Annotated in this window: 14 protein-coding genes and 1 pseudogene; 10 read left to right on the top strand and 5 right to left on the bottom strand. The window is 39.6% G+C overall.

Annotated elements, in window-relative coordinates; all coding sequences use genetic code 11:
* Nucleotides 1–77: 77 nt before the first annotated feature.
* The 3 genes from fumC (at nucleotide 78) to CDG62_RS11480 (ending at nucleotide 2,861) form a co-directional block, all read left to right on the top strand.
* Nucleotides 78–1,472: a class II fumarate hydratase gene (gene fumC, locus CDG62_RS11490; RefSeq protein ID WP_087528064.1), complete on the top strand. Its 1,395-nt coding sequence runs from the start codon at nucleotides 78–80 to the stop codon at nucleotides 1,470–1,472.
* Nucleotides 1,473–1,579: 107 nt separating this feature from the next.
* Nucleotides 1,580–2,071, top strand: a complete 492-nt coding sequence (locus CDG62_RS11485) for a hypothetical protein (RefSeq protein ID WP_087528065.1) — start codon at nucleotides 1,580–1,582, stop codon at nucleotides 2,069–2,071.
* Between the two features lie 187 nt (nucleotides 2,072–2,258).
* The gene (locus CDG62_RS11480; protein WP_087528066.1) at nucleotides 2,259–2,861 is read left to right on the top strand and encodes a nitroreductase family protein; all 603 of its coding nucleotides are present in this window, start codon (nucleotides 2,259–2,261) and stop codon (nucleotides 2,859–2,861) included.
* Nucleotides 2,862–2,919: 58 nt separating this feature from the next.
* On the opposite strand, the gene CDG62_RS11475 is transcribed toward CDG62_RS11480, so the two are convergent.
* From CDG62_RS11475 to CDG62_RS11465, 3 genes and pseudogenes are all read right to left on the bottom strand, one after another.
* Nucleotides 2,920–3,450, bottom strand: coding sequence for a thermonuclease family protein (locus tag CDG62_RS11475; protein WP_087528067.1), 531 nt, complete (start codon nucleotides 3,448–3,450; stop codon nucleotides 2,920–2,922).
* 285 nt (nucleotides 3,451–3,735) lie between these two features.
* Nucleotides 3,736–4,139 (bottom strand): annotated as a pseudogene (locus CDG62_RS11470) (transposase); the annotation flags it as partial.
* A 70-nt stretch (nucleotides 4,140–4,209) separates the two neighbouring features.
* Nucleotides 4,210–5,127, bottom strand: a complete 918-nt coding sequence (locus tag CDG62_RS11465; protein ID WP_087528068.1) for a LysR family transcriptional regulator — start codon at nucleotides 5,125–5,127, stop codon at nucleotides 4,210–4,212.
* Between the two features lie 98 nt (nucleotides 5,128–5,225).
* Here CDG62_RS11465 and CDG62_RS11460 point away from each other — a divergent pair, with 98 nt between their 5' ends.
* The 7 genes from CDG62_RS11460 to CDG62_RS11430 all read left to right on the top strand — a co-directional run bounded on the left by CDG62_RS11460 (nucleotide 5,226) and on the right by CDG62_RS11430 (nucleotide 11,123).
* Nucleotides 5,226–6,467 (top strand): acyl-CoA dehydrogenase family protein, encoded by a 1,242-nt coding sequence (locus tag CDG62_RS11460; protein ID WP_087528069.1) that lies wholly within the window; start codon nucleotides 5,226–5,228, stop codon nucleotides 6,465–6,467.
* 96 nt (nucleotides 6,468–6,563) lie between these two features.
* Nucleotides 6,564–7,685, top strand: coding sequence for a phosphotransferase family protein (locus CDG62_RS11455; protein WP_087528070.1), 1,122 nt, complete (start codon nucleotides 6,564–6,566; stop codon nucleotides 7,683–7,685).
* Nucleotides 7,682–8,380, top strand: a complete 699-nt coding sequence (locus CDG62_RS11450; protein ID WP_087528071.1) for a histidine phosphatase family protein — start codon at nucleotides 7,682–7,684, stop codon at nucleotides 8,378–8,380. Before CDG62_RS11455 ends, CDG62_RS11450 begins: the two co-directional genes overlap by 4 nt.
* 15 nt (nucleotides 8,381–8,395) lie before the next feature.
* Nucleotides 8,396–9,139 (top strand): SDR family oxidoreductase, encoded by a 744-nt coding sequence (locus CDG62_RS11445; RefSeq protein WP_087528072.1) that lies wholly within the window; start codon nucleotides 8,396–8,398, stop codon nucleotides 9,137–9,139.
* A 149-nt stretch (nucleotides 9,140–9,288) separates the two neighbouring features.
* A complete protein-coding gene (locus tag CDG62_RS11440; protein ID WP_087528073.1) occupies nucleotides 9,289–9,612 on the top strand; it encodes a pyrimidine/purine nucleoside phosphorylase in 324 nt (107 codons plus the stop codon).
* A gap of 176 nt (nucleotides 9,613–9,788) precedes the next feature.
* Nucleotides 9,789–10,499, top strand: a complete 711-nt coding sequence (locus CDG62_RS11435; RefSeq protein ID WP_087528074.1) for an SGNH/GDSL hydrolase family protein — start codon at nucleotides 9,789–9,791, stop codon at nucleotides 10,497–10,499.
* A gap of 30 nt (nucleotides 10,500–10,529) precedes the next feature.
* Nucleotides 10,530–11,123, top strand: a complete 594-nt coding sequence (locus CDG62_RS11430) for a uracil-DNA glycosylase family protein (RefSeq protein WP_087528075.1) — start codon at nucleotides 10,530–10,532, stop codon at nucleotides 11,121–11,123.
* Nucleotides 11,124–11,185: 62 nt separating this feature from the next.
* On the opposite strand, the gene CDG62_RS11425 is transcribed toward CDG62_RS11430, so the two are convergent.
* Together CDG62_RS11425 and CDG62_RS11420 are read right to left on the bottom strand one after the other, a co-directional pair.
* Nucleotides 11,186–11,623, bottom strand: coding sequence for a hypothetical protein (locus tag CDG62_RS11425; protein WP_087528076.1), 438 nt, complete (start codon nucleotides 11,621–11,623; stop codon nucleotides 11,186–11,188).
* 259 nt (nucleotides 11,624–11,882) lie between these two features.
* Nucleotides 11,883–13,436 (bottom strand): phospholipase D family protein, encoded by a 1,554-nt coding sequence (locus tag CDG62_RS11420; protein WP_087528077.1) that lies wholly within the window; start codon nucleotides 13,434–13,436, stop codon nucleotides 11,883–11,885.
* Nucleotides 13,437–13,463 lie beyond the last annotated feature (27 nt).

Raw genomic sequence — 13,463 nt, 5'->3', positions numbered from 1 at the left:
TTTGCTTAATCATTAAGATAAGGAAAACAAGCGCAAAATAATCATTTTGCAATTCACTTAAAAAGGAAGAGGTTAAAATGCAAACACGTATTGAACACGACACAATGGGCGAAGTTGAAGTACCGAGCGAAGCACTTTGGGGTGCACAAACTCAGCGTAGTTTGCAAAACTTTAAAATTGGCAGTGAACGTTTACCACGTCCAATGATTCGTGCCATGGGCTTAGTGAAAAAAGCAGCAGCACAGACCAATGCAGAGCTCAACCAAATTCCACAAGAATTGGCGCAATACATCTTCGGTGCTGCAGATGAAGTGATTGCAGGGCAGTGGGATAGTCAGTTTCCTTTGGTGGTATGGCAAACTGGTTCAGGCACACAAAGCAACATGAATTGTAATGAAGTGATTGCCAATATCGCCAATCAGAAACTTGGCAATCCTTTAGGCGCACAAAAACCTGTACACCCGAACGATCACGTGAACCGTGCTCAGTCGACCAATGACTCGTTTCCAACGGCGATTCATGTCGCAGCAAGTATTCAGATCAATGAATTACTGATTCCTGCGGTGACGCAGCTTCGAGACACTTTAGAGGCAAAATCTCAAGCATTTTCAGACATCGTCAAAATTGGCCGAACTCATTTACAAGATGCAACACCCTTAACCTTAGGCCAAGAATTTAGCGGTTATGTTTCTCAGCTTGATCACGGCTTAAAGCGTTTACAACAAGCACTTTCAGGGTTGTATGAACTACCTTTAGGTGGAACAGCTGTAGGAACAGGACTGAATGCTCATCCTGATTATGCAGAAAAATCAGCGGAGCAACTGGCGCGGTTGACTGGACTACCTTTTGTGACTGCACCAAATAAATTTGAAGCATTGGCTGGACGTGATGCAGCAGTGTTTGCCTCAGGTGCACTAAAAACGCTTGCGGTAAGCTTGAACAAAATTGCCAATGACATTCGCTGGTTGGCAAGTGGCCCACGTTGTGGTTTTGGCGAGTTACGTATTCCAGAAAATGAACCAGGCTCAAGTATTATGCCGGGGAAAGTGAACCCAACTCAAAGTGAAGCGATGACTATGGTGGTGGCTCAAGTCTTAGGTAATGACACCACGATTAATGTTGCGGGTGCATCGGGTAACTTTGAACTGAATGTATTCATGCCAGTGATTGCGTTTAATTTGTTGCAGTCGATTCAGCTTCTGGGTGACGCATGTAATAGCTTCAATGATCACTGTGCAGTGGGTATTGAGCCAAACCGCGAAAAAATTGATCACTTCTTACATGATTCATTGATGTTAGTTACGGCTTTAAACCCAGTGATTGGCTATGAAAATGCAGCGAAAGTTGCCAAAACGGCCTATAAAGAAGGGAAAACGTTAAAACAGGTGGCTGTAGAGTTGAACTTAGTCACGGCTGAACAGTTTGATGAAGTGGTACGTCCAGAGCAAATGATTTCCCCAAATGTAAAATAGCCCTTGAGCCAGATGCTCAACTAAAGAGCAAATGAACATCAGCGGTTTTTATCTTTGGGCGAAGTCGGTACAATAGTCGACTAAAGATAAACTGCTGATGAGTTACCATGCTTGATATTTATTTGACAGATGTTCAGAAAAACGTGCAATTTAATGATTATCCGGGTGAGCATCCTGTTAAATTTGTTTTAAATTTCAAAAAGATTTTCCCAAGTGTTATGGAGTTATTGCTTCCTGTTTTACCTGAAAATGAAAATCTTGAAGAAATGACATGGGAATCAACCACGGCTGACTTTGAACTTTTCAAACTGTTATTGAGTGGTTGGGGCGTGATTGAGTTACGTTTAAACGCAATCAAACAGTTTAAAGATAAAGATTTTGCAGATGCTTTGGTGAAACGTGCACAACAAAAGCGCAAAGACTTTGCAAAAGCACAGCAACAGTTGAAAACAGTTGAACTCGATTATTTATTTATGCATGAGATTCATGCATTGATCGATGCAGAATTGGTTGAACTGGGTGAAAAGTTCTATTTACCTATTCTTCGCGATTTATGGAAAAATAAAATTCCAACTCAAGTCTTAGAAGCCAAATTTTAAATCATTCAAAAAATCCTCCAAACGGAGGATTTTTTATATCGATAGCAAAATTATGTATTTGTGAGTACTAGAAAGTCTTTAAACTGCATCTAAAGCACTAAATTTTATTATTTGGTCAAATATTGGAATTAATATTGCTTGGTACATTGAGTCACCAGTCATCGTATAACCGTAAGGATTTTATAATATGTCAAATCAGTTCATCGAATTAATCACAAAGCGTCGTACCATTTATGCCATTGGTAAAAAAGTCGAGCACAGCCCTGAATTTTTAACTGATTTGATTCAAACAGCTATTAAACAAAGCCCATCATCATTCAATTCACAGTCATCTCGGGCGGTAATTTTATTTAATGCGGAACATGAAAAGTTCTGGACTTTTGTGGCTGAAAAACTGAAGTCTTATGCTAAAGATGAGGAAAGCGCGGCTAAAACAACGGCAAAAATGGCCAGTTTTGCAGCAGGTGTGGGAACAGTTTTATTTTTTGAAGATCTGGATGTCATTCAGAGCTTACAAGAGCAATTTCCATCTTATGCTGAGAACTTTCCTATTTGGGCAGAGCATTCAACTGCAATAGCGCAATTTGCAACGTGGACTGCGTTACATACCTTGGGTCTAGGTGCATCTTTACAGCATTACAATCCAATTGTGGATGAAGAAGTCCATGCTGAGTGGGAGGTGCCTGAAAGTTGGAAACTGCGTGCACAACTGGTCTTCGGCTCGGTTGAGGGGGAAGCCAAAGAAAAAGGCTTCGTGGATGATGCTGTACGCTTTAAGGTCTTCAAATAATCAATGAAAAAGCCGCTTTATATGGAGCGGCTTTTTAGACTTGGTCTTTACAGATCGACTACTTCTTCAGTTTGCGGTAGTCACTCGGGCGAATAGGGCGAGTCCCGCGCCATAATCCTTTCTTGTGCTTTTTCGCATGGCTTTGTAAAGCATTCATATGTTTCAAATGCTTTTTATCCTTAATATAGTCCTCATAGACCCATGCTGCACCACGTTTGACCATCTCCTCATTCATACTTTTCCGAAAACGGTAGATTTCACCTACACAGCGACCATAACGGTCAATGTCTGTAATACGAACACGAACCACTTTTCGATAAACCATTTTTTTGATTAAGCGTTTGGATTCAGGCGCATCAATATAGGCAAAGCGTAATTTGGTTTCAGAGCGTCGAAAGTTAAAGCGATAACATGTCAGCGTATCACCATCACTTATCGCCGTAATTCGGCACCAATAAGTTTTACCTTTTTTAAAAGGATGGAGGAATTGGCTAAGGGCATTTTGTATTTTATAGAAAATAAATACCATTATCAGACAAAGGACGAAGCCAAGACCGATAAGCCAGCAATTGGGCAGGTGATCAAACATAGAGGAGAGCAATGGAAAATATAAATATCAAAAAGACATTGTATGGCAGATACACTATTTAAATTCTTTGAGTGATCTCAAGTGTTTACTTTTCATAATAGAATAGATGTTTAATTAAACAAGGCTTTGTTGCATAAAGATTTTAAAGATAGAGCTTTTCTAAGTTGCTCAAATTTAAGTGACAACTTGGGTATGAAGTCGGCCCAATTCTGTGTATTTATTTAATACAGTTACACGTGCATGGACTTCATTGACCTGACTGTCAAAACTCCTTGCACTGAGTTTATCGCCTAAAAACTTAAGGCCAGTTGAGTCTATCAATAGATGTAATCCTTCATGACTTTTTTGATAGCTGATCGCAATATCAATCTACTTTTGTCGTCGGCAAAGTGTGGAATACGAATATCACTGATATTCGGAGCTGTCCAATCTAAACCACATAGCTTAATGAGGCTTTGCACAAAGCCAGTGACCATACGTAAAGACAGACGGAATAAGGATTTAATCATTAAGCAGCACTGAATTGCTGTATCAGAATAGGTTTGATTTCTTCCATGCTTAGCTTGTGTCTGAGCATACCATTTAGTCTGAGGATCGAACCAAATTGAAATATTTTCTCGCTTGATTAGAGCTTGGTTATAAGAGAAACAATTCGTTGTACGATAGATTTTAGGTGCAGGATTCTTCATCTGGAAATTATATTGATGAAGAAGCATTTAAGAATAGCTTTGTGCAATAATGCCATTCACACAAAATAGCCTAAGCAAAAATTTTATAAATTTCGCCCCTCAAAAAATGATGTCTTTTATTTTCCATTAAATTTTTATGCCAATAAATCCCAATATTCATTTGCGGCAGTTTTACAGGAACATCAAAAATATTGAGCAGAGGGGAAACATGCAAATGGCTCAAAATATTTTGAGGAATTGTTAAAATTGCATTTGGATATTGCTCTAAAATTTGTAGCGCAGTGGAATAGTGCTGACAACGTAAAAAAATCTGCCTAGACAGTTGCTTACGATTTAAATGAACATCTTCAACCAAAACACCAGTACGCCGCGAAGATACACCAATATGCGGTGAAGCAAAATACAATTCAGCATTGATTTGCTGGAGCTGAGTACAAGCCACAAACTGGTCTTTGACCAAGCTCTCAAATTGAATTTTATCGCCAAAGTTTTGTTCCAAATCAATCACAAAATCGATTTGTTGAGAAACTAAATCAGCATCTACCGTTTTACGGTCAAGCTTGCTACTCATGAACTGAATACTTAGTCCAAGTTTCTGAAAGTGAGCGACTAACTTTGGAAAAACAATCGGTTCGATTTCATCATGAATCGCAATTTTTAGACTATGAACCATGTTTGGATCGAAGCTTTGCTGTTGCATAGAAATACTTTGTATTGCTATTAAAGCATTTTTAATAATCAGGTAATTTTGCTCAGCAAAAGGCGTTGGAAGCATTTGGCTGCCAGAGCGAACAAATAAATCATCTTTTAAATGGCTACGTAGGCGCTGCAAGGCATGACTGGCAGCAGACTGCGTAATCGACAAGATTTGGGCTGCTTTTGAAATATTTTTTTGCTCATAAATCGCAATAAAAAGCGGGTATAAATTGATATCGATGCGATGAAAAAGCCCTATATCAATGAGTGACTTACTATGAATACTGTTCATGCTGATCTATAAAATAAAATCATTTTGTTCATATTAGTTTTCAGGTTATGTTGATGTAAAGCGAAAATATCAAAATAGATCGATCGAAGGAAGTAGCCATGTTTGAACTCTCAGCACGTGCTCAAGATTATGTAGAACGTACCAAACAATTTATTCAAAATGAAATTGAACCTATCGAAACTGACTTTTGGCATGAGGTACATGAACTGAACCAAGGTGGCGACTGGACCAAATGGCAGTGGCCCGCACAACTTGAAATGCTAAAAGCCAAAGCAAAAGCTGCGGGTTTATGGAATATGTTTTTGCCTTGTCCTGAATTGGGCCAAGGTCTATCAGTTCAAGAGTATGCTCATATTGCAGAACTTACAGGTCGGAGCCTCCTTGCGCCGACCGTGTTTAACTGTAATGCGCCTGACAGTGGCAATATGGAAGTATTATGGCGTTATGGCTCTGAAGCTCAAAAGCAAGAGTGGCTTAAGCAGCTTTTAGATGGAAAAATTCGCTCTGTTTTCTGCATGACAGAACCAGCTGTTGCTTCATCCGATGCGACCAATATGCAAGCAACAGCCGTGATCGAAGGCGATGAAATTGTGTTAAATGGCCGTAAATGGTGGTCATCAGGCTTAGGTGACCCCAACGCCAAAATTATTATTTTTATGGCGCATACACCAGATGAAACCAAAGATCGCCATCATCAACACTCGATGGTTTTAGTGCCTGTTGAAACGGCTGGAGTCAAAATAGAGCGAATGTTACCAGTCTTTGGTGACTACGATGCACCGCATGGTCACGGCGAAATTAGCTTTAGTAATGTTCGTGTACCTATTTCCAATTTTATTGGTGGCGCAGGTCAAGGTTTTGAAATTGCCCAAGGTCGTTTAGGCCCGGGGCGTATTCATCACTGTATGCGCTGTATTGGTGCTGCGGAAAAATCTTTAGAGTTGATGATCGATCGTGGTATGAGTCGTACTGCATTTGGCAAAGAAATTTTAAAATTAGGTGGGAACCTAGAGCGTGTAGCTGATGCACGTGTTGCAATTGATCAAGCACGTTTATTAACCTTGTATGCTGCGTATAAAATGGATACTTTAGGGAATATGGCAGCGTTAACCGAAATCTCTGCGATTAAAGTCGTTGCGCCAAGTGTGCTTGAAAAAGTGGTTGATATGGCGATTCAAATTCACGGCGGAGCAGGTGTGTCGCGTGATACGCCTTTGACAGGTTTCTTCGCTCAAGCACGTTCACTACGTCTAGCTGATGGACCGGACGAAGTGCATAAAGGTATGATTGCAAAATTAGAACTGGCAAAACGCGGCTATAGTACACGTCGTAAAAAATAATAGAGGAGAAGATCATCTCTTTGATTCATCGTGTTGAAATAAGAATAGATGATCTTCTAAATTATAAAGAAAAGATTGATAGTTTGGGAAAAAAGAATGTCAGCGATTGATGTAGGTGGAACAGTTCGAGCAGGTGAAGAACTGGATGCTGTAGCTGTGGAAAATTGGCTTAAAGCACAAGGTGTCGATCTACAAGGGCAGGTTGAAGTCACGCAATACTCTGGCGGGGCATCTAACTGGACGTATCGGTTGAAATACGACAATGTCGATCTAATTCTACGTCGCCCACCTAAAGGTACCAAAGCCAAATCTGCACATGACATGGCACGTGAATATCATGTACAAAAGAACTTAAGTCCTTTTTATCCTGTACTTCCCGAAATGGTCGCATTGTGTCAGGACGAATCTGTTCTTGGCTGCGACTTCTACGTGATGAAACGTGTAGAAGGCATTATTCCACGAGCCAATTTACCGAAAGAGTTAGATTTTAAAGAAGCCCAAGTTCGCGAGTTGTGTATCAATGTGATTGATAAACTAATCGAACTTCATCAAGTTCCCTACCAAGGTACAGAACTTGAGAACCTTGGCAAAGGTGATGGATATTGTCGTCGTCAAGTGGAAGGTTGGGACGCTCGTTTTGAAAAAGCCAAAACCATTAACGTCCCTTCATTTAAATATGTGCGGAAATGGCTGAAAGATAACATTCCAGCAGACTCAAAAACTTGTGTGATTCATAACGATTGGCGTTTTGATAATATCATTTTAGATCCGAATCATCCGACACAAATTATTGGTGTTTTAGATTGGGAAATGGCAACGCTTGGTGATCCACTCATGGACTTGGGGTCTGCTTTGGCATATTGGGTTGAAGAGTCGGATAGTGCACTTTTTAAAGCGACACGTCGTCAACCGACAAATCTAAAAGGCATGTTCACACGTAAAGAAGTGGTCGATTATTATTTAGAACAAACGGGTTTAGAAGTAGAAAATTGGACTTTTTATGAGGTCTTTGGCATTTTCCGTTTAGCCGTGATTGCCCAACAAATTTATTATCGCTATCACCATAAACAGACGAATAACCCTGCCTTCAAAGATTTTTGGATTTTAATTCATGCTCTCCATATTCGCGCACTTAAATTGATTGGTTTACAAAAAATTGAAGCCAATGAAGTTGCTCAAAAATACATTGTTAAAATGAAGGAAATATTAGGCAAATGACCACTATTTATTTCATTCGCCACGGGCAAGCATCTTTTGGTGCAGAAAGTTATGATCAACTCTCTCCCAATGGTGAACTCCAAGCCAAAATTTTAGGTCAATATTTTGATCAGATCTTAAAAGAAGCGCCTGTGGTGGTGTCAGGCTCTATGAAGCGACATCAGCAAACGGCATGTATTTCTTTGGCTGAATGTTTTCCTGAAGTGGATGTCTTAACAGATTCAGCATGGAATGAGTTCAATCATCAGCAAGTCTTTGCTCATTACGAACCGCGTTTTAACGAGCCACATTTACTAAAAGCCGATGTAGCTAAAGAGTCGAACCCACGTGAATATTTGGCCAAGATATTTGAAGGGGCAATTGAACGCTGGACAGGTGGCGACTATCACCATGAATACGATGAGTCATGGCCTTCATTTAAAAGTCGAATTGAACTTGCTTTACAGAGTTTGTGTGATGAACTGGCTCAAAGTAAACCTCGTTATGCTGTGGTGTTTACTTCAGGTGGTGTAATTTCAGTGGTTGCAGGTAAGCTCTTAGGTTTAAGTCCAAATAAAACCTTTGCACTTAATTGGGCCATTGCCAACAGCAGCATGACTACATTACGACTGGTGGGCAATGAACCGCAACTTTTAAGTCTCAATGAACATCATTTCATTAAAGCCGAAAACTCAAACTTACTGACATGGATCTAAGGACAGGATTAAGACATGGCTAAAACAATTTTAATCACAGGGGCAAGTTCTGGCATAGGTGCAGGTATGGCGCGTGAATTTGCACAAAAAGGCTATAACTTGGCAATTTGTGCACGACGCTTAGATCGCCTTGAAAGTTTAAAGCAGGAACTTGAGAGCAAATACGGTATAAAAGTCATCCCTAAAGTTTTAGATGTGACCAATTACGATCAAGTGTTTGAAGTCTTTCGTGCATTTAAACAAGAATTTGGCCATTTAGACCGTGTGATTGTGAATGCTGGAATTGGAGATGGCCGTCGAATTGGTAAAGGCAGTTTTGCGATTAATAAAGCCACGGTTGAAACCAACTTTATTTCAGCTCTAGCACAGTGTGAAGCCGCAGTCGAAATTTTCCGTGAGCAAAATGCAGGGCATTTGGTTGTGATATCTTCTATGAGTGCAGTCCGCGGTATGCCGAAACATTTGACAGCCTACGGTGCAAGTAAAGCGGGTGTTGCACATTTGGCCGAAGGTATTCGTGCAGAACTGCTCAATACCCCAATCAAAGTCACCACAATCTTCCCTGGCTATATTCGTACAGAAATCAATGAGGGTGCAAAACCACTACCTTTTGAAGTGGATGAAAAAACAGGGTCACGACTCTTGGCAGCAGAAATTGAAAAAGCGCCTGTAAAAGCCTATGTGCCTAAATGGCCTTGGTTACCACTGGGTTTGGCGATGAAAGTTTTACCGCTCAAATTGGTCAATAAATTGGGTTAATGATTGAAATAAAAGGCTGTAAATCAGCCTTTTATTTTTTCAATATCCAAGCCTTCTAAACACGAACTGCTATTTCCAGATGACCATTTGAATGAATTCACGAGTTGGTCATAAAATCGAGGTAGTATTGAAGAAAAAAGGTGATCAAGATGTCCGCACAATTCGACTTTGTTTCAGTTAGAAAAAAGCCTAATGTTCATTTTGGTGGGCGCTCAATCAGTCATGTTATTCAATGTGAAGATGGTTCACAAAAGACTCTAGGGGTTATTTTGCCTACAGATCAACCGCTGACTTTTGAAACGCATGTCGCAGAGCATATTGAAATTGTTTCAGGTCAATGCCAAGTTAGAGTTGGACTACACACTGAAATGAGGCTGTATCATGCAGGTGAAAGTTTTGATGTTCCTGCCAACAGCCGCTTTAGTATGATGGCAAGTGAAGTTGTAGATTATATTTGCCACTTAGAAAAGTAGTTAAAAAAAGACTTACAATGACTATAACAACATTAATTCTTGTAGGACTATGATTTAATGTGGTTTTCATTATTAACTTGCAGCAATGTTTCTGAAGAATATTTAATTCTGTGTACCGATACAATTCAACGTATACTATTTTCATCTCTCAGCTAGCTTAGACTCAGTCACTGAATATGCGATTAAAAATTTATACTTTGGCTTTGATTCCAGTCATTCTTTTTCAGGGCTATGCTGTCAAAAAAAATACACCAAAATTGGACGAACCTGAAGGTGCGCGCATTGGACAAATGGGCGTGGGTAAGTCGCTTTCCTTGCTCATTTTGGGGGATTCAGCGGCGGCTGGTGTCGGTGTAAATGTTCAAGATGATGCGTTATTGGGTTCAATCTTAAGAGAGCTATCATCTGAGTTTAGTATTCAATTCTATTTACATGCAACGACGGGCTTCACTACAGATCAGGTCATTCAGTCCATCCAAACGCTTGAAACACAGCATTTTGATGTCATCATTACTTCTGTCGGCGTAAATGACATTACAAAATTCACTTCGCCAGTGGCTTGGATCGCAAAACAGAAGCAACTTTATCAAATACTCAAACATAAATTTAGTCCGCAATTAACGCTTGCTTCGAGCGTACCTCCTATGGATCAGTTTCCAGCACTTCCAAACCCACTTGCATGGTTGTTTGGTCAATATGCCAAAGCGATGAACTTAGAATTAAGTCAATTTGTCGCACAGCAAAAACAGATGGATTGGATTGAGTACGATTTAAAAAAGTTTTTGGCTTTGAACTTAGATATGGCCGAAGACGGTTTTCATCCCAGCAGAGAAATTTATCAGTATTGGGGTAAACAAGTGGCTGAAAAAATACGCCAATCTTTTTAAAATGTGGTAAAGATAAATTTTCTATCGCTTATGACACATTCAGTTGAAATTGAAAAACATCCACTTAAGCCGTTCCTCCCATCTAATGCCAAATTATTGATGCTGGGTAGCTTTCCACCACCTCAGACTCGCTGGAAAATGGACTTTTACTATCCAAACTATCAGAATGATATGTGGAAAATATTTGGCCTGTGTTTTTTCCAAGATAAAAATTATTTTCTCAATATCGAACAGAAGACATTTAAAGAACAACAAATTCGTACATTTTTAAATGAACGGGGCATTGCAATTTTTGATACAGCCTATGAAGTGATCCGTCAAAAAGGCAATGCTTCAGATAAGTTTTTGCAGATTATTACCCCAACCAATATACAACATTTACTTGAACAAATGCCTGATTGTCATAGTGTGATGACGACTGGTGATAAAGCTACTGATACGCTCATGCTGTCTATGCCTGCAGCTACGTTAAAACCACAAATTGGCATGCAGTCTGAGACACATTTTGCTGGGCGAGACTTGAGGCTTTATCGGATGCCATCTTCTTCTCGTGCCTATCCTTTGGCTTTAGAGAAAAAAGCTGAGGCTTATTACAACTTATTTTCTGAAATAGGCTTACTTTAGATAACTATCTGGATTATTCACATGACTGAATGTTCCAGCCATTCCTAGATGGTTGGCCTGCTTTAGTCGTCGTACTCAACATAGTCCCAGAGATTAAGCCGTGCTTTAATTTGTTTACGTAGTTGTGGCAGCATAGGAAATAATGTTCCATCAATCCATAGGCTGAGTGCACCTGCCGAAAGTGGCTGTTGCGATTCATCGATCAATTGAGCCCCTTTCACCAAAACAAAAGTCTCTTTGCTTACAGCTGTTTCGATTCCTTTAAACTGAACCAAAAGTTCATGACCTGTATCTTGGATTTGCCACTCTAGTTCAATTTGGATATTTTGATTGGATTTTAAAACGGCTTGTCCTTCAACCATGTCATTGTCAATCAAGCAGTCATGTTCAACACGCACTTTACTTAGAAACCATTCTTGTTGGGCAAGATCTTCTAGTGTTTTGTATGGTGTTAAAATATTGCTGAGATTAAACTGACGACTTAAATCAAAAAATTGCATTACTAAACTTTATAAGGGAGAGATAAAAAAGGAGGGCTGCATGTTAAATCAAAGTGTGTACTGAGTAAAACTTTTCAAGCCTTTGAGTGAATTTAGGTATGAGATAAAATTATTCTGTTCGAGTCTTATATTTAACGGCGTTTATTAAAAAAATAGCAACAGATAAAATACTTCCGAGCTGAGCCTAAAACAAAACAACTCAGCCTAAACAGAAAGCTATCATACATTAGAGAATATGGATAATGTCATTCATCTGTAATTACATCATCCATTCAATTGGTAGGTATGATACCGCTTTCATCATAAAACGCTGAAATTTTGTGGTTTCGGGTTCTGTTTGATGTTTAATGACACTCCCATCTTTTTGATGTTCAAACCAAATGATATCACCTTGAGGGTTGAGTTTTAACTCATATGCAATATGCGGGAGAAATTCATCTAACTTATGTGAGATTGCATTTTGCAATTGATCTGACTCCACCACCAAGCCCACTTCTGTATTCAAATGGGCTGAACGTGGGTCAAAGTTAAACGAACCGACAAAGACTTTTCCATCTATATCAAAAAATTTTGCATGGAGCCGTGAGGAACTTCGACCTTTAGCTGGAATCACATGACCAGTTGCCACTTCATACCATGTGTATTTCTCTCGTTCGATATACGGTTTAAACTCATACAATTTGACGCCATTTTCGAGCAAACTACGGCGATATTTTTTATAAAATGCATGCACAATGGCAACATCATTAGCCAATAACGAATTGGTTAAGACTCGAACTCGAGTTCCTTTTTTTGCCAAATTGGAGAGATAGTCGGCACCTGCTGTGGTTGGAACAAAATATGCGGAGACCAACTCCATATGCTTTTCAGGTTTGCCCATCAAATCAAACATTTGCTTGACAATGATTTCATCAGGCTTTGCTTCACCACGAATTTTATTGGGAGAATCGGCAATGAAATGAGCCTTTGCCCAGTTAACAGGATGTTTGGTTAGATCTGAATCAACTTGTATACGAGCCAAATCAATTTTCTGTTCAATCACATTTTTATTTAAGGCATCTGCCTCATAGTGCTGTCTTAATTGAGCAAGTTCTTCTTTTGTCCCACGACCCACTAATTGGGGAATTGGATAACTGAGATCATCATTCCAGAAATTTAAAAATACGCTGTTAGCATGCTCTACCGCTTGCCCGTAAAACAAAATGTCCAAATCAGTAAATTGGAATTTTTCACTGGCATCGAAGTATTCACTGCTGATGTTACGACCACCTGTTACCGCAATTGCACCATCAGCAATGATGAGCTTGTTATGCATACGATGGTTAATGTGATTAAAGCGGAAAGCATAATCAATCACACGTAAATGACGGTATTTATAAGGATTAAACAATTTGATTTCAAAGTTGGGATGAGCTGCCAGCTTTTTGAAAGTTTCATCAAGTGCAGTACCGTTTTGGTCATCAATCAATAAGCGTACTTTTACACCACGATCCGCAGCATTTAACAGTTCATGCAACATCATATGGCCTATAAAGTCATCTCCCCAAATATAGTATTGGACATCTAGACTGTGCTTGGCCTCTCGTATCAAGTGCAGGCGCGAGGCAATGCTCATAAACGCTTCGTCTAGAGCTAAATAGGCCGTAAGACCCTGTTTTTGCTGTGCCGATGCATCTTGACCATTGAGCCAATGCTCTGCATATATCTCTACAGGGTCTGAAGGCTTAGCTTGATTGGGGGCGAGTTGACATCCCGCCAGTGTCAAAGCGGTGCTCAGTAAAATCATCGGTCGACAATGAGTTGGTATCCGCATATTTATTTTAAAGACCTAATTTTTATA

Source organism: Acinetobacter sp. WCHA55, assembly GCF_002165305.2.
Classification (GTDB): Bacteria; Pseudomonadota; Gammaproteobacteria; order Pseudomonadales; family Moraxellaceae; genus Acinetobacter.
The sequence above is the reverse complement of the archived record's forward strand: the minus strand, read 5'-3'. Positions and strand labels throughout refer to the sequence as shown.